The organism is Pseudoalteromonas sp. TAE56 (assembly GCF_000497955.1).
Taxonomy (GTDB): domain Bacteria; phylum Pseudomonadota; class Gammaproteobacteria; order Enterobacterales; family Alteromonadaceae; genus Pseudoalteromonas.
Map to the genome: position 1 here is coordinate 36,186 of NZ_AUTN01000128.1, position 22,530 is coordinate 58,715.

Sequence of the window (22,530 nt, forward strand, 5' to 3'; positions counted from 1 at the left end):
CACTTAAAAGAGAGAGGTTTGGGAGTTCTCTGATAGAGTCACTTGCATTGCACTAAAAATCATTTCGGCTATTGGGTCTAACTGTTTTTTTATATACAAAGAATAATTCAGTTTTTTATTTGTATTACTGAGTTCAGGTCCATCAAAAGTGTACACATATTCTATAATTTGCCCTCGTTTCACCTCAAAGTTTGGGTTTGAGGCTTTATATTTTTTAACAGCTTGGACATGAGGTGGTATATTCTTTTGATATTCAGTTAAATTTTGCCCTAATCTTTTTCTGTAGATTAATTTATCGTCAAATTCTCCGTTTTGTAAACGTCGAGAATAAGAATTAACTAATTCCACTAACAGACTTATTTTATAATCACTACTAAATAAAGCCTCAAACAATTCAACTTGAAACTCCTGAGCGAACTCAGTCCAATCACTTCGAACTGCTTCAACACCTTTGAATACAAGCTCGTCGTGATTTTTATTAATTTTCTTACCTACATACCGTTTTTTAGAGCCCATAGTTTTCCCCCTAATTGTAGGCATAAAAAAGGGGCTGTATAAGGTCTCAAATTCAATTTCCAAAAAGCTCTCTAAGTTGTGGGTCTGATTTATTTCTTGTACCCACTGTTGATTGATCTTGATAGCTAATTGTTTACCAATTTCATAACATTGAAGTGTGTCTAAATTGTCATCTAAAGTAATAAATATTGAATCTGTATCACCATAAATTACATTGTGCCCGCACTCCTCAATCCACTTTTTTGTAGTTTGCATTATATCGTGCCCACGTAAGGTTATTGAACTTGAAAGACGTGGATCGTAAAAACGACATCCTCGAGAACCAAGCACTCCATATAAGCTGTTCATAATAATTTTTATAGCCTGCGATAACATAGGTTTTTGGCTATCTTTTGCTTCTTGCCTTGTTACTGATAAAGTTTTTATAAGAGTTGGTAAATGATTTTTATGTCTTGAAAAAAGTGCATTATTATATCCTGGTATTGCATCTGTTGGATTTAGCAAACCTTCAATTAAACCAAGAGGGTCAATACAAAAAGTACGCATAATTGATGGATATAGGCTTTTAAAGTCGAGTACAACTACATTTTTATAAAGCCCAGGTTTTGAAGACATTACATAACCTCCTGGACTATCAAAACTTAAGCCATGTTCTCCTAAATTGGGTGCGACATAACCACTTCGGTGGAGTAAGGGCAGATAAAGGTTAACAAATGAAGCTACCGAACCGCCCATTCTATGAAGTTCAAGCCCCGTCAATTGACTCCTAACAACAGCAAAATCAAGTAAATTTAATTTGTTAAAAATACGTAGAACAAGTACACAATCTTGTCTATTGTATTTGGCAAGGGATAACTTATCATCATTAAATTGGCGTTCAATTTCTGCTAGCTGGTCACTTGAACTGATGAATTTTTTCTCACCAAGCTCCTTAGCTGCTACATTTGACAGGCTAAAGCTGTCATAGTGATAGGTCGCATTTTTTAACGTGTCTATCCCATCTATAACAACTCTTCCAGGTATAGTTAATCGAGTATAATGACCTACTCGTAATTTTATTTTTTCGTTATTACGCCCAAGACGCAATTCTATACCTAGAGTTTCAGCTCTGGAGTTAAGAACAGAAAAATCAAACTCAATAACATTCCAACCAATAATAAGATCTGGATCTGTTTGGGCTATAAAATGCTGTAATTTATGTAAAAGATCGATTTCATCAATGCACCATATTACTTCAATTGCATCATTATATTTAATCGGACTACCAATCATTAAAACACAATCTATGCCATGACCGACCAAACCTATCGAGAATAATACCCCTTCTCCGTTACATTCTATGTCTAAAGAAACTGTTTTAAACTTAGGACTTACATCGGGGTTATTTTTAAATTGGCAATTGGTTAACAACCTATACCCGTCTTTATGTGTAATATCTCCTCTCACCCATATAGAGCCTTTAATAAATCGCTCCATTAAAAAGCGATCTATAGGTCGTATGTCATCTTCGTATGTCACAATGGCTTCTAAGCTTAGAGCCTTTAACGCATTGTAGTAGTGCTTAAGTGATTTAAAGTAGCAACCAGCCACATTACCTTGCTGGAAGTTTTTTAATTCTACTGGGACAATGTCAACAGAAACACCTGCGCACTGCAGCACTTTTTCTGCCGTCGTTTTATCCGTTAACTTGATAAAAAAAACAACTGACTCTGCTATGCTAATTGTCTTTAATGGCCCTTTTTCAGTTAAAAGCCAAATAACAAAACTTACGCCCAAAGTTGAATCGACTGTTTCTGTAGAGAGAATAAACCCCGAGTCTAAGTGCATTAATGAAATAAGCCTCGTAATAAAAAACAACAAAAATAAAATATGTAAAGCAGGTTATATTTTATTTCTTTCTAAGTTAGTCTTAAGAAAAAATAATATGAGCATTCAATGAGCCCTTCTGAAATCATCCAACTCGCTAATAATCTACTTCAACAAAACAAGCTTCAACAAGCTAAAAAGTTAATATTACCTCTAATTCAAAGTGCACCAGAACACCATCAAGCTTGGCAAATATTAGCCCAAATACATCGACAACTAAAAGAGCAAGAGCAATACCAACAAGCCACAAAGCAATATGAGATGATTGCTTGGTTTAACCAGCGTTTAGATAAAGCGAATCAGCATCTATTAAACAAAGAATTAAAGCCAGCAGAAACCATTGCCCATGAGTTGCTCAATCTTGTTACGAATGAATACCGTGTTTTAGTGTTATTAAGTAAAATAGCTTTTCAAGCAAGCGACTTAAAAACGTATTTGGCTATTACTTCTCATAATATAAATATAAACAATACAAAATCAGCCGCTTATGATGCGCACATTGAAGCATTATTTAATACAAAGCAATATTTAGAACTAATCTCCTTTTATAATAGGTCGACGACATTAGTTACTTTACTACCAAAATCCCAAAGTTTACTCGCTGCTGCCTATGTAAAAATGATGGACTTCAAAAATGCATTTCTAAATTACCAATCTTTGCTAAATAAAAATTATCACCCCGCATATTGCAATTTAAGACTTGGGAACATAGAAAAGATAGTTGGAAATAATCAAAGTGCGATTGCATTTTATTGCAAAGCAATAAAACTAGCTCCTCATATAGGTGAAGCCTATTGGAACTTAGCAAACTTAAAAACATATACTTTCACTCAGCTAAATGTAGCTAATTTAGAACAGCAGATAACAATAGACTCAAATAAATTAAATAAAGCACAACTTCACTTTGCTTTAGCTAAGGCATACGAACAGCAAAATCGATACGAAGATGCCTTTTTACAGCTAAAAATAAGTAACGATTTACAAAAATCACTTACTCCTTACATTACTAACGACTTTAATGAACGCTGTAAAAACTACATAACTAAAAAAGCTGCCAATGAAGTACTTCCTTTAAGCGAGAGTGAAGTCCAGCTAATATTTATTGTAAGCCTGCCAAGAAGTGGCTCTACACTTATTGAACAAATACTAGCATCGCATAGCCATGTTGACGCCAGCTATGAATTATCAGAAATCAACTCTATTGCAGTAGAGTTAGAAAACCTTCAAATAAAAAGCAACGTACCTTATAAACTAAGTAGTTTGACTCAAGAACACTTGGCAGGATTAGCCAAGCGCTATTTGAAATTCATTGAACCTTTGCGCAATAACAAACCTTACTTTATTGATAAACAACCAGTCAACTTTCAGCATATTGCTCTTATCAAAACTTTGTTCCCTAATGCAAAAATAATCGATGTACAACGTGACAAAAAAGCAACAGCATGGAGCCTTTATAAGCACTCATTTTCACAAGGTCATAGTTATAGCTATGATCAAGAAGATTTAGCTCACTACATGAATGAATATTACAAGTTGATGACGCACTGGCATACCGTATACCCAGACGAAATATATACGATTAATTATGAGAACTTAGTAAATAACTTTACCGAAACGGTTAATGCTTTATTTCAACATTGCAATTTAGTAGTGGAGCAAGCGTGTTATGAGTTTTATAATAATCAACGCCCTGTTTTAACTCCCAGTTCAGAACAAGTACGTAAACCCATTTACAAAGAAGCGCTGACTGATTGGAAAAACTATGCAAATCATCTTACCCCACTGCTTAATAGGCTAAATTAATAAACAAGCTGCTTGTAGTTACACCCTTATAACTCTAAAATCCATAGCACTGTAATTATATACATACTTTAGGTAAATCATCCCATGCTTTCTGACTCACTAAAAAAAACAATTAGGCAAGTACACCAGCATGTGGCTAGTAACCTAAACGATTATCGCCCTCGTAGCAGTCAAAACTACCTTGTAGCTGAAATAGCAAAAACCCTTGCAGGCGAATACCATAAAAAGCAGCGCATATGCGTAATTGAAGCTGGCACCGGTACAGGAAAGTCTCTTGCCTATTGTTTAGGCGCATTACCGCTTGCCTTAGCGCAAAAAAAGAAGCTAGTTATTTCTACCGCAACCGTTGCATTGCAAGAACAATTAATAGCAAAAGAACTCCCATTTTTTAAAAAGCATTCAGGCCTCGACTTTAAATTTGATTTAGTAAAAGGTCGCCATCGTTATATTTGCGCCCACAAATTACATAATGCTGTAAACGGCGATAGCCAAACACAAATGGACTTTATGCCAACACTTACTTCACCATTGAGCGCAATGGAAACCAAGTGTTTAAATGAGCTATATAACGCCTATGTGAATAAGAAATGGCAAGGCGATAGAGACAGCTGGGCCGATACTGTACCCGATAGAGTGTGGAACTTAATAGCCTGCGATAAACACTCATGCCAGCGCCAAATGAAGGCACACCAAACGTGCCCGTTTCAGCTTGCTCGTAATCAATTGATGCAAATGGATGTACTGGTAATTAATCACTCTTTATTACTTGCTGATTTAGACCTAGGCGGCGGTAAAATTTTACCAGAGCCCGACAACACCATTTACGTTATTGATGAAGCGCACCATTTAGCACATATAACACGCGACTTTTCATCGGCTGNGCTTGATAAGCTCACCAAGTTTAGCGGGAAAATGGCGAAGGTTTTAGTGGGGCAAAGAGCTATTGGGCAAAACTTTAAACTTTGCGACAGTATTAACGACGCGAATAAAGATTTAAAAGTAGTTCGCGATATTCTTGATAATGCCGACTTTGAATATTCAAAAGACGATACTTATCGTTTTGAGCACGGCGCAATTCCAGAGTCACTGCACAGTAAAGCTAAAGATATTAGCGAAGCCACGCAAGATGCGCTGCGCTGCTTAAACAAAATGCACGACACCCTTACCCAAGATGTAAGTGACGGCGATATAAAACCTTATGTTGCCGACCCCATATTGGGCGAAAGCGGACAATACATAAACCGATTAGAGCAATTAAATAAACTGTGGTTTAGTTACGCTAAAAAAGGGGAAGGAGCTCCCCATGCAAGATGGATAAAACGCCTTGAATACAAAAGCCATCACGATCACCTATTAAGCGACTGCCCTATCGAAGTAGGTTACTACCTAAAAGATAAATTGTGGAGAGAATGCGCAGGCGCTGTTTTATGTTCGGCCACATTAAGCGCGTTGGGTTCGTTTGATCACTTTGCCTACGAAACAGGACTTGCTAAAGAAGAAGGCGTTAAATTTATTAAAGTACCTTCTCCATTTGATTACCCCAAACAAGCCACTTTACGTATTCCGGTATCAAAAGTAGAACCTACTGATAAAGACTTTAGTGACCACTTAGCTAAAACATTACCAGAGTACATAGATGATAAAAAAGCGAACCTAGTATTGTTCGCTTCTTACTGGCAAATGGACCACGTAACAAAGTTTCTTAGAACAAAAGGTTTTAACTTATTAGTACAAGGTGAAATGTCGCGAGAAGCATTGCTTAAATTACACACTAAAAATGTAGACGAAGGCAAAGGCAGTATTTTATTTGGAACACAAAGCCTTTCGGAAGGCCTTGATTTGCCTGGAAAATATTTAGAGAACTTAATAATCACTAAAATTCCGTTTGCGGTACCTACTTCGCCAATAGAAGAAGCGCAAGCAGAGTTTGTACAAAGCAAAGGTGGCAACCCGTTTTTAACGATTACCGTACCAGACGCCGCAAAGAAATTGGTGCAAAGCTGTGGTAGACTGCTGCGAAAAGAGAGTGATGAAGGCTGTATTACTATTCTCGATAGACGCTTAGTTACTAAGCGGTACGGTAAAGCCATGCTCGACACCCTACCACCTTTTAAAAGACAAATAGATTATTAATGTTTGAACTCGCACTCGATCCAACAACCTGGGCTGTTTTATGTGCTGTTGCACTTGCCGCAGGTTTTATAGACGCTATCGCCGGTGGCGGTGGCATGTTAACTGTGCCCGCTTTATTAACTGCAGGCTTACCTCCACATTTAACATTAGGCACCAATAAACTCGCGGCTAGTTTTGGCTCCTTAACAGCTAGTTATACGTACTATAAAAAGAATTTATTTAGCCCGAAATTTTGGGCAGCCTCCATCATAGCTACTGCAATAGGTGCATTGATAGGTACTGTTATTGTTGATCATTTAAGTATCGATTTTTTAAACAAACTACTACCCATTATTATTATTTTAGTTGCCGCCTATAGCTTATTTGGGAATTTAAGTACCACAGAAGGCGATGAACTGCCTAAACTAAACAAAGCGATGAAAATAAAACAATGGCTACAGGGTTTAGCATTAGGCTTTTTTGATGGTTTAGCAGGCCCAGGTACGGGTACTTTTTGGACTGCTTCTAATGGCATGCTTTATAAAATGAACTTGCTACTCAATTGTGGTTTAGCGCGTTCAATGAACTTTGTTTCTAACTTTATATCTTTAATTACCTTTGTAGCACTCGGACATGTAAACTTTTTACTTGGCATTACTATGGGCTTTTTTATTATGCTTGGTGCATGGATTGGAGCGCATTCAGCAATACGGTTTGGTAGCAAATTTATTCGCCCTGTATTTAATACTATGGTTATACTTTTAGCATTAAAGCTAATTTATGAGGCTTACTTTTAATATGCACCCTACAGCTTTAGATAAACTACGCCAACAAGTTGCAACGCTAAAACAACAAGCTGAGCAATTTGATAAAGCTAAACTTTTTTCTAAAAATCGTTACATGCAAGCACAACCTAGCTTGTTTGACCGCGCCGTTTTTAGTACAAAAAGCATGAACCTAGTCGATTACGTAATAGAAATAGAAGACGAAGTGTCACGATTACCGCCAAGTGAGCATCGCCATGCTTATACCTACGCGCTTGAACGTATAGGAGCTCAGGTACAAGCTGTATTCAATGTTATTAAATCAACGCCTATTTGGATTAAAGAAAACAAAAGCCATTATAAACCTCGCCCTAAGCAAACTGTTTATAAGCACGCTGTACAAAAAATAATGCAATCATCGCATGAGCTTTACGACGAATTAAAACAAAACCATGAGTTTGAACGCCGTTTAGTACTCATGATTGAAGAACGTAAGATGCAAATGGATAAAGCCTCGCCAGCTAAAGCACAAAAACTTAACCTTGAAATATTAAGCACACACGCTCGATTAGGTCGCTGCAGAAAAGCAATTTCTGCCACCGAAGACAAAATACAACAAGTAGAAAAACAGCAGCTGCGTTAAGGCGCACTTTACTATGCAGCTTTATTATCATCCATTGTATTCAGACCTTATACTCCCAGAACGTCATCGATTCCCTATTCAAAAGTATAAGTTACTTAAAACCGAAATAGAAAATCTAGGTGTTTCGGCTATTCACTTTAAAGATCCTAAAAAAGCAACCGCATCTCAACTTGCGCTATGTCACAGCCAACGTTATATAGATGATTTTTTAAATGGAACGCTAAGCGATAAAGCAATTAAAAAGATGGGATTTCCCTATTCGCAACAACTTGTAGAGCGTACTCTTTTATCAATTGGCGGGAGTATTCAAGCTGCTGAAGCGGCTTTTAGTCACGATCTAACCTTCAATTTAAGCGGTGGTTATCATCATGCCTATAGCGATTTTGGCAGTGGCTTTTGCATTTTTAATGATTTAGCTATTGCAGCAGCACATTTAATAAATACAGAGCAAGCCGACACTGTTTTAATTTTTGATTGCGACGTACACCAAGGCGATGGCACAGCGCAAATCACTCAAAAGAATGACCAAATTATTACCTGCTCAATTCATTGTGAGCAAAATTTCCCGCGTAATAAACAACAGTCTACTTACGATTTTGCATTACCTGCTAAAACAACCGACACTGAATACCTTGCTACAGTAAGGCAAGCACTCGATTTTTGCGTGCGCATTCATTACCCTGATATTATTTTGTATAATGCAGGCGCTGATATTTATACTAAAGACGAGTTAGGCTTGTTTATTGTATCGCTCAATGGCGTATATGAGCGCGACTTGTTTGTTCTCAACTTCTGTAAGCAACATCAAATCCCACTAATGTGCGCTTTAGGTGGCGGTTATCCGCGTAATTTGAGTTCACTAATTAATGTTCATAAACAACTATTTAAAGCCGCTATCGATTTATAGTAAGCCTTAGTATAGACTCAGTTAAACGGATTATTTTAAAGCGGTGGGAATATGCGATTACACGAAGATATACACAACTATTACGAAAAGATTGTAGTTGAAGAAATCATCAAACTTAAACTTGATGAAAAATATGGTGAAGATGTAATGGCTGACTTTTGTTGTACAGTACTAAACCAACTCCCGCCACGATATATTCGCTACGATGTAGATATGGCGTTTTATTTACCGCAATCAGAACGCATACATATGGAACAGCGTGTGCAAACAGCAATAAATGTCGCCATTAGTCAAATATCAAAAAAGAAAGAGTTAAATGACCAACCCACTTGATCAAGCCCCTACACATATTAAACTTGCAGTAGATTTAATTATGATACTAGAGCAACACGATGTTGCTCCAGAAGAGGTCTTAAAAGCACTCGATATTGTTAAAAGCGACTTTGAAAAAAAGCTAGAAAAGCCATAACTCTATTCTATTATTTGTATGTCGTACTCGGTAACGATACCTTCGTGCTTAGTGCAATCAATTTTAACTTCACCAAATGTGCGCCTAGGCGAAGTTGAACGACGACAGGTCATATTTTGTGCTTTAACGCCAAATTGCGTTATATACAACGCAACTGTTTCATCTATTAGTTGTTTTTGCTGTGTACTCGCTGCACTATAAAATGCATCGTATTGCGCAGTCCAATTTTCAACCCCCGCTTCTTTTGCAACGCCTAGCCAGCCCATCCCTAGTTTAGTAGATTGCTCCAAGTATTGGCCTTTCAAAAACATAAACGCCAACGTGTATTGTGCGCTTTTATAGCCTAGCCCAGCAGGCTCTTTTAAATAATTAAAAGCGGCCTCAAACTCCCCTTTTCGATACGCTTTAATACCATTATATTCATTCTTTTTCATGGTGGTATCACTGTAAAGGTTGATTGGGCTTGAATTACATCCACCCAACAAAGTGATAAATACCATAGAAGCTGCAGCAACTGAGAACTTTTTCATTCTTATCCTTAATTTATTATTTTTATATGCCGGCTCCGAATATGGCTTACAGTGTTTATAAACCCTGCTATTCTAAAAGCCAATCAGCATAATTAAAATACTATCATGACCTTAGCAAGCTTACTGCGATTATTTTTTCTGGCCGCTATTTGGGGCGCATCATTTTTATTTATGCGAATGGCCGCTAACAGCTTGGGGCCTGCGGTATTAATTGAGTTTAGAGTAGGCTTTGCTGCAGTTACTTTATTTATTGTTGCTTTGTATTTAAAACGCCGCTTAGCCTTTACTGAACACAAAAAACACTTTTTTATTATAGGCGCGTTTAATTCTGCTCTGCCATTTTTATTTTTTGCTTACGCAGCTCAAACTATAAGCGCTTCTACTTTATCAATTTTAAATTCAACAACCCCTATTTGGGGCGCAGTAGTTGGTATTTTATGGACAAAAACAAAGCCCACCAAAAGTATAGTGCTTGGCTTATTGCTTGGCTTAATAGGTGTTGCAATACTCGTTGGCCAAAATCACTTTGTTGTAAATAGCCAATCAATCATAGCTATAGTAGCGGCATTGAGCGCTTCGTTTTGCTATGCCATTGCATCGCATTACACAAAAAATGCGCCCAAATTGGCTCCATTCGATAACGCTCATGGCTCAATGTGGGCTTCAACCTTTATGGTATTGCCGCTTATCTTATTTATGCCAATACGAGAAATACCAAGCACCAACGTTATGCTAGGTGTATTAGTACTGGGCGTAGTATGTACCGCGCTTGCGTATATTTTATTTTTTAAACTTATTGACGATATAGGCCCAACCTCTGCACTCACTGTCACCTTTTTAATTCCATTATTTGGCATATTTTGGGGGCATTTATTTTTAGATGAGCAAATAGGGCCAAATACATTACTAGGCGCACTATTTGTAATTGTAGGCACTATGCTGGTTACTGGTTTTTTACCACGAAAGAAGCACTTAGCTAAAACAAGCTAAGTGATTAAAAGTGCATACTACTTCTTGCGTTAAGATTTACTGCTTATTCACTACTTTGGGATTGCTGAATAAGTAACAACAACTCTGCAGTCGCGGTTGCATCGGCAAGTGCCCGGTGATGGCTGGTCAAATTTAAATTAAAGTGCGATGAGAGATTGCCCAGCGAATACGACTTTAAGCCTTTAAACGCTTTGCGCGACTCAACCACGGTGCACATTTTTGGCATTTTAAAAAAGTGCCCTGCCATCTCGCATTCTTTTTTAATAAAGCCGTAGTCAAAGTTAACGTTATGGGCTACAAAAATACTGCCTGCGAGTTTATCTAATAGCGGCTTAACTATATCGACAAATACAGGCGCGTTGTAAACCATACTGTCGCTAATACCGGTTAATGACGTAATAAAGCCAGGTATATGGCGCTCGGGGTTAACTAAGCTTGTCCAAGTATCAATTACTTTACCGTATTGCACTTTTACAAGGCCTATTTCGGTAATACGGTTACCGCCTTTTAAGCCGCCGGTGGTTTCTATATCAACGATGCTGTAAATACGGTTAGGATCTACAAACCATTTAACCGCGGCAATATGTACTGTAAAGCCCACATTTTTTAAATTATCTATGGTGGTAAGTTGGTTACGCCTAAGCTTATCGCCTGGGGCTTTTACCTCTTCAAAATGTACTTGGCCATTATTGATAACCATCAAGTCGGGGTAGCCGTCTTTTAGCTGTAAATAATGTTTACTCATGGCTGTTAAGTGCGCAATTAACGCCTTAATAGGGCTGTTTAAAATAAGCGCTTCTAGTGGCTCTAATAAATTGCTATGCCATCTAAACAAGCCGTTAGGTTGGTCAAAGTATTGTGCTGCATTTTTGCATACCAAATTAAGTAATGCTTGCGACGTCTGGCATTGTGCTAAGCGCTCATTTATCTGTGTTTGCTGCGCTTCATAAAAATTACCAAGCCTTAATACTTGCGGATAAATATCAAACTCATTGCATGGAGGATAAGGCGACTCCACAAATAACTCATGCCAAAATACTAAACCAAACAAACTTTGCCAAAGCGTGTTTTCGGTATTAAATACAGCCATACCTTGGCGAGTATAATAATCGTTTACGCCCTGCTCTACTTCTCCTCTGTACAGTTCATCTATTTCTAGCACGCACTGAGTATCGGCAAGCATGGCACTTAAACGCGAACGTGTTTTTTTATTAAACTTACGCATTAAAAAGTCGTCAGCAAAATACAGTAAATCATCAGTAAGTGGATTTTCGATAATGGCTTCTAATCGAGCTTTTACCCACTCTTTATTACCAAGCCTGTATTGCTCTCTTATTTGAATTTCTTGTGCTTCGCTATCATCCACGCACCCTTCAAGTAAACTAAAAGCAAGTTCGCTATCAACTGTTTTTAGCTGCCTATAAAGCCTAACTAATAGTTTGTTTTTTAATACAACGGCTATTGCACCATGTGCAGCTTGCACTAAAACCTGCGACGCTAGAGCAACATAGTCGCTCTCATCTGTTATATTTTTAAATGCTAACCGGTAACGGTTTAGTAAATAGTTTGATTGCGCTTCGTCAAGTGTTTCAAAGCGTGACAAGCTCTCGCTATGTCCTTCGCGTGTAGCGGTTAAGCCTAAGTCTCGCATTACAAAACGGTTTTGATGATTCACATCACCACTGCTTAGTTTACCTGCAAATAAAAACTCAAAATACTCGTAGTAATCACTGCGGTTATTAATTACATACTGGCTATTAAGTGGCGCAAGCTCTTGTGGGCAGTCTTTAAAAAACTCCCGCGCAATATCCACCAGTGCGCCTTTAGCGGCGCTCTTTTTAAAGCTTATTCGCTCGCCGTAATTACTTAGCAACTCAACCAAAGAAGGCTTGGTTAAGTGCGCTAAAAGCTGTGAATAATGCTGCTCGTTTGGCTCAAATAAAATGCCCGCTTTTTTTAGCGTATAAATAGCCTGATGCGGCGATGTTATTTCTTCATAATTGAGCGATTGCGCCTGCACCAAATAAGGCTTTCGCGAGTACACACGCGCCAACATGCACTGGCTTTGCTCATCTAGCTGGTTAATTTTACTAATAAATTCACTATGTTTAGGCTCAAGTAAATGCATACATTTACTAGTTACAAACTCAATAAGCTCTCTAAAATGCGCTAAATAGTATTTTGCTGGTAATTCTTTTTTCATAATACCGCCATGACTGTATATAAAAACAGTATCTAGCATTTGTGCTTATTATTCAATCTTAAACTTGTAACTAAAACACGCTATAGTTAGCTTATTAAAGCAAATTCATTAAAAAATAAAGGACTTACCATGAGCGCGCACCCACACGATGTTTTATCACTTAATAACGGCGCAAATATTATTTTTACGCCTTGCTCAGGGCCTGCTGACCTTTCAGGATTAAATTTGTTCAATCTAGGGGGGATTTAATCGCGGCGCGAGGCTTGTAACCTAGTGGGCTAAGTAAAAGCCGAGCAACAAAGAGTCAATCCCCCCTAGGCAGAACCCTTCGGGCAGCGCATGTTTGGCATTTATACTGCGTTATCGCCTATTTATGGGAAACAACCACACTACATAAGCTCTGCCTTGCCTAAAAACCAAACATGCTGCTGCAAAGTTAACCTCGAAAGATAAGCAGGCCCTAGTACAAAAACGCAAAACCTAGCGGATTCAATCGCCACATTAAAGGCCGCTGGCACTAACATACTGCTTTCGCTTATGCCGCAAAAGGAGCTTGAAAAAAACAACGTAGAAACAATTAATAGCGAGTGCAATAAGCACGATATAACGTGGTTTCATTTACCTATAAATGATGACGAAGCACCCGAACAGCCTTTTACATCAAGCTGGAACACCCACAAAACCGACATATTACAGGCCATACAACACAAACAAACCATTGCCATACATTGCAAAGGCGGCACTGGCCGCACAGGGTTGGTGGCTGCGCTTATATTAAATTCGGCAGGTTACACAAAAGAAGAGGTTTACAGCCTAGTACAAGGCATTCGCCGTAAAGCACTGACTATTGAACTGCAAAAAGAGTACTTTGATAACTTTGAAGTATAAGGCAGAAATTGCGGAGGATTTAGCACTATAAATAGTCCTAAGGATATTCTTTTAAATGTTACTCTACGGCCTCAATCAATCGTCCAGTCATTGAGATACCAACAAGACTAATTGGTGAGTCAGCAGCGAAAACGTAAAACCAAACTATTTGCATTTTCTGATCTATTAAACAAACTTGGCTCTTTAGGTGAACAAATGCAAATATCACGTCTTCAACACTGTATTTATCACGAAGAAATGACATAACTTTTTCTGTTGCATTACCAATTGATATTGGTGGTTCGCCATCACCTAAGTCCCAATTAGGATGGTTTAACAAATCATCTGGTGTAATAAATAGCTTTTTCCCATATTTCTCAAAAGTAGAGGACTCAAAGCAGCTGGGAAAGTAAGCATCAGCACTTACATTTATAGAAACTAAAATTAAAAGTAGATAAAGCGCTCTCATATCCATCCGTGTTTATAACGTCTCAATCAGCTGGAAACGCGAGCGCTTTGGCTCAGCCAGCGAGTGTTTTTCCGATGACTTGACTTGTTAGTTTTCAATTTTTTACAAGCCCTTCTCATACTTCCCAGCGCTCTTTAGCATATGCATATTTTCGGAAGTCCCAAACTTTATCGTTTGGTTTAAGCGAGAGGGAGAAATTTTACCAATAGTTTCTATAGGAATTGATTTTTCACTATATTGGTTCAATGATTGTTATATACAAGCCCGGATGGATAATATTGCACTCAAAGGAGTTGCCGACTCTTATTCCTTCTTCAGCACCAGTAATCCCATAAATACTTGCATATCCAGATGCGAACATGATTAAAATAAGACAAAAGAACCTCAAAATTGACTCCGTAAGATTATTTGAAAACTAACGCTTAGACAACAGGCTAAGTAATGGTTGGCTAAACTGTGTAGCGAAGCGAAACGTAGCCAACTGTTACTTGTTATGTTTACCTACCACCAGAATCTTGATTGTTATTAGGTATATCATTACATACAGCACAATTAATATTTTTGCGATAATTGTAGAAACGCCTAATAGCAAAAATGGTTACCGATACTAAGGCCCACAAAATACCGAATTCAATAGAGTATTCTAGACTTCTGCCTTTTAAGTATTGAACGCCAGTCAGCAGAGAAAAAATAATTGGTAGAGCTATAGCGTATTGAACAATCCATTTTTTTATTGGCATAAATATTCTATTAACACTCTGAGCTTGAAGTAAACACAACAACTTAATCGACGACCTTCGTCGTTTTATAAACCGACAAATGTTCCTATATTCAATGCATTTACCTTATCCACCAAATAGCCAACTGTAAACAATTACTTAATTTCGAACAGATTATGTAATTGCAGAAATTCAGCCTGTGTTATTTAAAAGGCGGTTACTTAAACTAAAACCTTTAAAAATGGCTCACTTTATACTCGCCAAACTCGTTATACCTGCACAAATGTATTCAGCCATAGCGCTTTACGATATTATGCTCTTTTATATTTAATTTAACTTTCAGGGCATATAATGACAACGCACACACCGCCTTCCCACTCAGCCAACACAGCTGAAAACACCTCTCTTTTTTACGTAATATTTATATCGGCCGTGGCTGCTATTGGTGGCTTTTTATTTGGTTTTGACTCGGGCGTGATTAACGGCACGGTATCGGCACTCGGTAATGCGTTTAGTTCTAGCAGTGTGGCTACGGGCTTTAACGTAGCGTCTGTGTTACTTGGCTGTGCCCTAGGTGCACTTGCTGCGGGGCCGCTGGCTGATAAATTTGGCCGCCGTGCAATTATGATCATCACCGCGATTATTTTTGCCATTAGTGCGTTTGGCTCAGGCATTAGCGAAAGCTCTGCGGAGTTTATTTTTTACCGTTTATTTGGTGGCTTAGGTATTGGTGCTGCATCGGTATTAGCGCCGGCTTATATTGCAGAGGTTGCGCCACCAGCACTACGTGGTCGTTTAGCTACATTGCAACAACTCGCTATTGTACTGGGTTTGTTTGCGGCGTTTTTAAGTAACTATTTAATTGCTGATGCAGCAGGTAGCGCGCAAAATATTTTAATGCTTGATACAGCCGCTTGGCGCTGGATGTTTTGGGCTGAGCTTGTGCCTGCAGTATTGTTTTTAGTGGGTGTGTTGTTCATTCCTGAGTCGCCTCGTTATTTAGTGGCACAAGGTAAAGTAGCCGATGCCAAAACGGTATTTAGTAAAATATCGAACGACAATGTTGATGCGCAAATAAGCGATGTTAAAAGCTCCTTGCATAGCGATAAAAAGCCAAGTATTCGTGATTTATTTATTGATGGCAGTAAAAAAGTACACCCAATTGTTTGGGTGGGTGTGGCACTGAGTGTATTTCAGCAATTTGTGGGTATTAATGTGGTGTTTTATTACGGCTCTGAGCTTTGGCAAGCCGCTGGGTTTGATGAGTCGCAATCGTTATTTATAAATGTATTAGCGGGCACCACTAATATTGTATCGACCTTTATTGCCATTGCCCTAGTTGACAAAGTTGGCCGTAAACCACTGCTGCTTGTAGGCAGTATTGGTATGTTTATTAGCTTAAGCGCGCTTACTTATATATTTGGCAGCGCAGGCCTTGATGAAGCAGGCAAACTTGCCCTTAGCGATAATATGGGTACTTTTGCGCTTATTATGGCTAATTTATTTGTGGTATTTTTTGGCTTAAGTTGGGGCCCTATTGTATGGGTATTATTAGGCGAAATGTTTAATAACCGTATTCGTGGTGCTGCCCTCGCTGTTGCAGCAAGCGCACAATGGATTGCTAACTTTGCAATTACCATGACCTTCCCTATTATGCTGGCTAACATTGGCCTTGCCGGTGCTTATGGCTTTTATGCGTTATCGGCACTTATAAGTATATTTTTTGTTGTTAAATACATTAAAGAAACACGCGGTAAAACGCTTGAATCTATGTGATTTTTTAAAAGCGGTGATATTAATCACCGCTTTGCTTTTACATACAATGGCGTTATTTAAGAATGATTGTTTAGATGAGCTAAACGTTAATTAATAAATATATTTTAAACTGCTGTTAATACGTAAACGCTGCTTTACCAGCAAACTTTAATACCAAAGTGTATAGCTACCGATTGCATGCTAAAATACCATTATAGCTCAATACGTTAGCGAACATTTTAACTTAAGCTAAGGCTGAATAGCAATCTACGCTCATTTATTTAAACTTTATAACCATTGCCGTATTACCTTTTATTATAACTAATCTATTTAAATTCCTTTTTAGAATATCAAAAATTAGCTATTGTCCGCCCATTCCAACTTTATGTATTTACTAAAATGAAAAAACAGTTAATTTCAGGCTTAGCTTTAACGTGTGCGTTAGGTTCGTTCAGTACATTTGCTACTAATGGTTATTTTACCCACGGCTATGGCATGACCCACAAAGGCATGGCTGGCGCAGGTGTAGCGCTGTCAGAAGAGTTAATGTCTGGCGCTAATAATCCAGCAACCTTTTTACCTAACGGAACAGAGCTATCTCTGGGATTAGAGCTTTTTTCACCTGAACGAAAATATACTGCATCAAAAGTAGATACTTTTTACCCTGGCGCATTTTATCTTGAAGCAAAAACACAAAAAAGCGACAACACCGTATTTGCAATTCCAGAGTTTGCTATTGGCCATCAATTAAATGAAAAAGTAAATATTGGTTTATTAGTGTATGGCAACGGCGGTATGAATACCGAGTACGGCGCAGAATCCTCTACTGAGGGGACTTTTTACGCTGGTACGGCAGGCGTTGATTTAAAACAACTCTTTATTAGCCCAACAGTAAGCTATAAGTTGAATGAACAAACACGCCTTGGTGTATCCCCTATTTACGTGGTGCAACAGTTTGAAGCACAAGGGCTTGGAAGCTTTGCTCCTTTTTCGCAATCGCCAGAAGCGCTTACAAATAATGGCACCGATACAAGTACAGGCCTAGGTATTCAACTGGGTATTAGCCAAGATATAAATTCGTCATTAAGCTGGGGGGCAAGTTACCGCTCAACAGTGTCTATGCAAGAATTTGATAGCTATAAAGGTTTGTTTGCAGAGCAAGGCGGATTTGATCTGCCAAGTTCGTTTCAAATTGGTGCTGCCTATAAGCTTACCCCAAGTAATCAGGTTGTATTTGATTGGCAAAAAATAAATTACAGCGAAGTAAAAAGTATTGCAAATCCAGTTAATAACTTGATGTCAGCGCCTTTAGGGGCTGATGCAGGAGCTGGGTTTGGCTGGAACGATATGACTATTTATAAGCTTGGCTATCAATGGCAGCGTACATCGCAACAAAAAATTCGTTTTGGGGTGTCTTATACCGAGCAACCGATTCCTTCTTCTCAAGTTATATTAAATATTTTAGCGCCGGGTGTTCAAGAGTGGCATTTTACTACTGGCCTTAGCCATTCTTTTACCAACAAGGTACAATTAAATGCTATGGCTTTTTATTCGCCAGCAAAAAAAGTAACGGGTGCTAACTACTTAGCGCCTAATCAACAATTATCAATCGAAATGAAACAAACCGGTTTAGGCGTTTCTATTGTTTGGGAAATTTAAAAATGATAACAGAATTCACCCCAGTATCGGCTGCAATAGGCGGTGCATTAATAGGTATAGCGTGTACGTTATTACTGGTTTTATATGGAAAAATTGCGGGCATATCAGGCATTGTTAAGTCTGTATTTGCTAAAGCAAATTCAGACTCTCGTTGGCAATTATACTTTATTTTAGGGTTATTGTTGGCAGGTGTAGCGGTAAGAGTATTTGCCCCTTCTTTATTAGAAGGCGAATTACAGTTACCATCTTGGCTTATTGTTGTTGCAGGGCTTTTAGTTGGCGCGGGTACAACTTTAGCTAACGGGTGTACAAGTGGCCATGGCGTGTGCGGCATGTCGCGTTTTTCTGCTCGCTCTTGGGTTGCAACATGTACATTTATGCTTGTTGCCTTCATTACAGCAAACCTTGTAGGATAAATAATGAAAGCAATTATGATGGTTGTTATAGGCTTTATATTTGGCTTAGGGCTTATTATTAGCGGGATGACAAACCCTGCTAAAGTGATTAACTTTCTTACCTATGGAAACCAATGGGATGGAAGCTTAATTATAGTGATGGCTGTTGCCATGCTAATAATGATGCTTACATGGTTATGGGTTGCAAAAAAAGAGAAACCACTTATTTCAGGAACATTTAATTTAAGTAATTTAAAAAATATTGATGTGCGCTTAATTATCGGCTCAGTATTTTTTGGTTTAGGCTGGGGTTTAAGTGGTATTTGCCCAGGTCCTGGCTTGGTTCAATTGGTATCTCTTAAAATGGAATTTTTGTTATTTTTTGCAGCCGTCTTAGGCGGTATGTGGTTAGCTAAAAAAGTATAATATTTGCTGCCGACTAAAACTCGGCAGCTACTTTTCCAAACAAAGGTACATAACTTGCTGCAATATATATAAAACTATATTGAACAGGTTTAAGTTATGCTAAATAAAGCGCTGGAATTTTCCAACAGCACCCCCTGGTTAAGCGCGATTTCATCTCTCTTACTTATAGCTATACTACTGTTTTTAATTCGCTTTTTTGTAATGTACTGGCTAAAAAAATGGACTTCAAAAACCAAGTTTATATTCGATACTTTACTAATAGAGTCAATATCTAAACCGCTAACACTGTGCACAATTATTGTGCTACTCACCATTTTAGAGCACGACACCTTCATTATTAGTACTTCTATTTCTCAACAAATTCCTTTTAATAGCATTAATATTGTACTAGCTCTACTGGCACTTATTATGTTTTTAGACCGCTTTATTATTGGCACTATTAATTACTATGGTAAACAATCTGCCGTTGTTTTTAATTCAAAAAGCATAATTAAAGGCGTGATACGCGTTACATTATCATCCGTCGGAATACTAGTATTAATGGGCACGTTAGGTATTTCTATTACACCCATTATTGCCTCGTTAGGTATTACATCACTGGCAGTTGCCCTTGCTTTACAACCTACCCTCGAAAACTTTTTTTCTGGCGTGCAGCTAGTGATAGATAAACCCATAAGAGTGGGCGATTTTATTGAGCTTGAATCAAAAGAACAAGGCTTTGTAGATCACATAGGCTGGCGCTCTACATGGGTTAAAATGCTACCTAATAATATGATTATTATACCTAATAGCCAATTATCTAAATCGCGTATTATTAATTACTTTTATCCTGAAAGAGAGCTAAGCGTCCCTGTAGATATAAGCGTGCATTACGATTCGGATTTAGAATTTGTTGAACAAGTAACACTTGAAGTGGCTCGTGAAATACTTATTTCACACGAATGGGGCGTTGATGATTACAATACCTTTGTGGTTTTTCATACCTTTGACAGATCAAGTATTAACTTTACGGTTATGCTGCGCGCAAAAGAATACTTTAATCGCTTTTGGGTTAAATCTGCTTTTATAAAAGCCCTGCATAAACGCTATAAAAAAGAAGGCATTGTAATTCCCTTCCCTATTACGGCTATTAACACTACACAAGAATCCGCTAAATTTAATAGTGATAAAAAGGGGCAAGGCGATACTTAAAACAAAGCGCGAGAGACTCTCGCGCTAATAAGTATTAAAACTTGTAGGTTATTTGCCCAACAATTTCTCGCGGGCTACCCGGAAAGTGACCGTTACGCTGGCTAAATCCGCTTACAGCATATTCCTTATCAAACAGGTTGTTAATATTTACACTTAGTAATACGTCATCAAAGCGACTCGTCCAGCTCATATCAAATACGGTAAACGGTTTTACTTTTTGACCATCGGAGCTTACTTGCTCACTCACATAATTAGCGCCAAACGCAATAGAGGAATTAATCGAATCGAGCCCAAAGCGTGACCATAAACCCGCCTGATGGCGCGGCGCATTAGCAAAGCGCGAGCCATCACCAAATGTATCTGAAAGCGTATCACCCGTTACGCCATCTACTACTTGCGTATCGTTGTATGCGTAGTTAGCCGTTATTGTCCAGTGCTCGGATAAATCACCTACTAAAGTTGTTTCAAATCCACGGCTTTCTACTTCACCTATATTTAAAAGTGCGGCAATACCATCACCCGCGCCCGTATCGTCAGGGTTGCTCATTACCACGTTTTCTTTATTAATTTGATAAACAGCAAATGTACTCATTATTTTGCCGTCAAACCATCGGTTTTTCATACCCAGCTCGGTTTGCTTACCTGTTTCTGGGTCTAAGTTGCCCTCGCCAACCACATCTTCCTGATCGCCCGACGATGTAGGATTAAAGCTTTCAGAGTAGTTTATGTAAACAGAGGTGTTTTCTATTGGCTGGTACGTTACTGCAACGCGAGGCGTTACACCGTTGTCAGAATAGCTAAAGCCTGTTTCCTTATTTAATTCTTTAAAGTAATCGTAGCGTAAGCCTGCAATTACGGCCCATTGTTCGCCAATACTTATAACATCTTGAGCGTATACACCAAAGCGATCGGTATCTACACCATCACGATCTAAATCGGTTAAGTTATAGGTGCTAGGGTCTGTTTCACCGTAATTAAGTGTATAAATATTTAAGTTTGCTACACCATCAGCCTCATATCGGGCACGCAAGTAATCGTACTGCGTTTCTACCACATGGTAATCGCCACCAAATAAAAATTGATGCTCTAAATTACCTTGCTCAACGTTATATACAAAATCAGTTGTTAAGCTTATTTCTTCGTTTGCTCGAAACTGTTTGCGGTATTCTCGTCTTATAGTTTCATCATCTATATTAGCAACGCCATCACCATTTACGTCAACCCAATTTTGCGACTCGTGATACGCTTGGTCGCGCTCATTATCAAGGTATCGCACAGTAGAGCTAACAGAGAAGTCATCAGAAAAACTATGATTTAACTCAGCTTGAAGCACCAAAGCTTCCATATCTTGATAGTCAAATGATTCGTTCGCGTTATACGAAGGGTCTACCAGAAAGTTGCCGTTATCATCTACCGGTACTCCACGTAAGCGATTGCCACCTAAGTCTTGTTTTATGTAATCAATACTTGTTGTAAGCGTTGTTGAATCACTCAAATCAAATAACAATCCGCCTGTTAGCTCCGTATTAGCTGAATCGGCGTTGTTACGAAAGCTGTCTTGCTCCTCATAAAAACCACCCAATCTATAAGCCATCGTATCGCTTAAACCACCGGTCATATCGAGTGATGCGCCACGCGTGTTGTAGTTACCTAAGGTGAGCTTTAATTCGCGCTTTTGTACGTAGCTTGGTTTTTTGGTTACGTAATTAATCATCCCACCAGGTTCGCCACCGCCATATAAAGCTGAGGCTGGGCCTTTTAATACTTCAACACGTTCAACATTAAATAACTGCGGTACACCAAAGCCTGAGTACGGGTCGCCGCGCACACCATCGTAAAATACATTGGCATCATCTCTAAAACCACGAAAAGTTACGCCTGAGTAGCTATATTCACTTACGCCAGCAATTGAGCGGTATAAGTCGGTAATGTCACGAGCCGCTTGGTCAATTATAAGTTGCTCTGTTAAAACCTGAGCCGATTGCGGAAGTTTAATAAGATCTAAATTAGTTTTAGTACCAATTTTACTCTCAGTTTCTAGGTAAAATTGCTGAGCACGGCCTGTTACTTCAATTGTTTCAATTTTGTCGCTTTGCTTGGCAAATGTCATTTGAGAAAAAGCAAATAAAGACACGGCAATACTTAATGCCAAGTAATTAGGGTTAAACATGATAGTTCCTGAGAGAAGTGTAGGTAGTTAACAAGCTAAATGATAACTCTTATCATTACTATAATCAACGAAAATA

19 protein-coding genes and 1 pseudogene are annotated in these 22,530 nt (G+C 38.4%); 14 read left to right on the forward strand and 6 right to left on the reverse strand.

What is annotated here, in order from left to right:
* Positions 1-3: 3 nt before the first annotated feature.
* On the reverse strand, positions 4-2,343 hold the full coding sequence (locus L656_RS0114785; protein WP_024599779.1) for a DNA polymerase II: 2,340 nt from the start codon (positions 2,341-2,343) through the stop codon (positions 4-6).
* 108 nt (positions 2,344-2,451) lie between these two features.
* On the opposite strand from L656_RS0114785, the gene L656_RS1000000122620 reads away from it, so the two are divergent.
* The 7 genes from L656_RS1000000122620 to L656_RS1000000122830 all read left to right on the forward strand — a co-directional run bounded on the left by L656_RS1000000122620 (position 2,452) and on the right by L656_RS1000000122830 (position 9,080).
* Positions 2,452-4,185, forward strand: a complete 1,734-nt coding sequence (locus tag L656_RS1000000122620) for a tetratricopeptide repeat-containing sulfotransferase family protein (RefSeq protein WP_024599780.1) — start codon at positions 2,452-2,454, stop codon at positions 4,183-4,185.
* 84 nt (positions 4,186-4,269) lie between these two features.
* Positions 4,270-6,318 (forward strand): ATP-dependent DNA helicase DinG, encoded by a 2,049-nt coding sequence (gene dinG / locus L656_RS0114795; RefSeq protein WP_024599781.1) that lies wholly within the window; start codon positions 4,270-4,272, stop codon positions 6,316-6,318.
* Positions 6,318-7,094 carry a TSUP family transporter gene (locus L656_RS0114800; RefSeq protein ID WP_024599782.1) on the forward strand — a complete coding sequence of 259 codons (777 nt, stop codon included), beginning with the start codon at positions 6,318-6,320 and terminating at the stop codon, positions 7,092-7,094. Before dinG ends, L656_RS0114800 begins: the two co-directional genes overlap by 1 nt.
* A 1-nt stretch (position 7,095) precedes the next feature.
* Entirely contained in the window at positions 7,096-7,704 is a 609-nt protein-coding gene (locus L656_RS0114805; RefSeq protein WP_024599783.1) for a primosomal replication protein, read from the forward strand.
* Positions 7,705-7,717: 13 nt separating this feature from the next.
* Complete coding sequence (locus tag L656_RS0114810; protein ID WP_024599784.1) at positions 7,718-8,611, forward strand: histone deacetylase family protein; 894 nt, start codon at positions 7,718-7,720, stop codon at positions 8,609-8,611.
* 51 nt (positions 8,612-8,662) lie between these two features.
* Positions 8,663-8,944 carry a late competence development ComFB family protein gene (locus L656_RS0114815; protein ID WP_024599785.1) on the forward strand — a complete coding sequence of 94 codons (282 nt, stop codon included), beginning with the start codon at positions 8,663-8,665 and terminating at the stop codon, positions 8,942-8,944.
* Entirely contained in the window at positions 8,928-9,080 is a 153-nt protein-coding gene (locus tag L656_RS1000000122830) for a DUF2496 domain-containing protein (protein ID WP_076915774.1), read from the forward strand. Before L656_RS0114815 ends, L656_RS1000000122830 begins: the two co-directional genes overlap by 17 nt.
* Before the next feature lie 2 nt (positions 9,081-9,082).
* On the opposite strand, the gene L656_RS0114825 is transcribed toward L656_RS1000000122830, so the two are convergent.
* On the reverse strand, positions 9,083-9,610 hold the full coding sequence (locus L656_RS0114825) for a sel1 repeat family protein (protein WP_024599786.1): 528 nt from the start codon (positions 9,608-9,610) through the stop codon (positions 9,083-9,085).
* Positions 9,611-9,715: 105 nt separating this feature from the next.
* On the opposite strand from L656_RS0114825, the gene L656_RS0114830 reads away from it, so the two are divergent.
* Positions 9,716-10,600: a DMT family transporter gene (locus L656_RS0114830; protein ID WP_024599787.1), complete on the forward strand. Its 885-nt coding sequence runs from the start codon at positions 9,716-9,718 to the stop codon at positions 10,598-10,600.
* 43 nt (positions 10,601-10,643) lie between these two features.
* Here L656_RS0114830 and L656_RS0114835 read toward each other — a convergent pair whose 3' ends face one another.
* Positions 10,644-12,842 (reverse strand): exonuclease domain-containing protein, encoded by a 2,199-nt coding sequence (locus tag L656_RS0114835; protein ID WP_024599788.1) that lies wholly within the window; start codon positions 12,840-12,842, stop codon positions 10,644-10,646.
* A 420-nt stretch (positions 12,843-13,262) separates the two neighbouring features.
* Between L656_RS0114835 and L656_RS0114850 the strand changes: the two are divergent.
* Positions 13,263-13,691 (forward strand): annotated as a pseudogene (locus L656_RS0114850) (phosphatase domain-containing protein); the annotation flags it as partial.
* 58 nt (positions 13,692-13,749) lie between these two features.
* On the opposite strand, the gene L656_RS0114855 reads toward L656_RS0114850, so the two are convergent.
* Together L656_RS0114855 and L656_RS0114860 are read right to left on the reverse strand one after the other, a co-directional pair.
* Entirely contained in the window at positions 13,750-14,139 is a 390-nt protein-coding gene (locus L656_RS0114855) for a hypothetical protein (protein ID WP_024599790.1), read from the reverse strand.
* 497 nt (positions 14,140-14,636) lie between these two features.
* Positions 14,637-14,879: a hypothetical protein gene (locus tag L656_RS0114860; RefSeq protein WP_024599791.1), complete on the reverse strand. Its 243-nt coding sequence runs from the start codon at positions 14,877-14,879 to the stop codon at positions 14,637-14,639.
* Positions 14,880-15,209: 330 nt separating this feature from the next.
* Here L656_RS0114860 and L656_RS0114865 point away from each other — a divergent pair, with 330 nt between their 5' ends.
* The 5 genes from L656_RS0114865 to L656_RS0114885 all read left to right on the forward strand — a co-directional run bounded on the left by L656_RS0114865 (position 15,210) and on the right by L656_RS0114885 (position 20,284).
* On the forward strand, positions 15,210-16,634 hold the full coding sequence (locus L656_RS0114865) for a sugar porter family MFS transporter (RefSeq protein ID WP_024599792.1): 1,425 nt from the start codon (positions 15,210-15,212) through the stop codon (positions 16,632-16,634).
* Between the two features lie 378 nt (positions 16,635-17,012).
* Positions 17,013-18,272: an OmpP1/FadL family transporter gene (locus L656_RS0114870; protein WP_024599793.1), complete on the forward strand. Its 1,260-nt coding sequence runs from the start codon at positions 17,013-17,015 to the stop codon at positions 18,270-18,272.
* A gap of 2 nt (positions 18,273-18,274) precedes the next feature.
* Entirely contained in the window at positions 18,275-18,688 is a 414-nt protein-coding gene (locus L656_RS0114875) for a YeeE/YedE family protein (protein WP_024599794.1), read from the forward strand.
* Positions 18,689-18,691: 3 nt separating this feature from the next.
* Positions 18,692-19,093 carry a DUF6691 family protein gene (locus L656_RS0114880; protein WP_024599795.1) on the forward strand — a complete coding sequence of 134 codons (402 nt, stop codon included), beginning with the start codon at positions 18,692-18,694 and terminating at the stop codon, positions 19,091-19,093.
* 96 nt (positions 19,094-19,189) lie between these two features.
* Positions 19,190-20,284 (forward strand): mechanosensitive ion channel family protein, encoded by a 1,095-nt coding sequence (locus L656_RS0114885; RefSeq protein ID WP_024599796.1) that lies wholly within the window; start codon positions 19,190-19,192, stop codon positions 20,282-20,284.
* 34 nt (positions 20,285-20,318) lie between these two features.
* On the opposite strand, the gene L656_RS0114890 is transcribed toward L656_RS0114885, so the two are convergent.
* The gene (locus L656_RS0114890) at positions 20,319-22,454 is read right to left on the reverse strand and encodes a TonB-dependent siderophore receptor (protein WP_024599797.1); all 2,136 of its coding nucleotides are present in this window, start codon (positions 22,452-22,454) and stop codon (positions 20,319-20,321) included.
* Positions 22,455-22,530 lie beyond the last annotated feature (76 nt).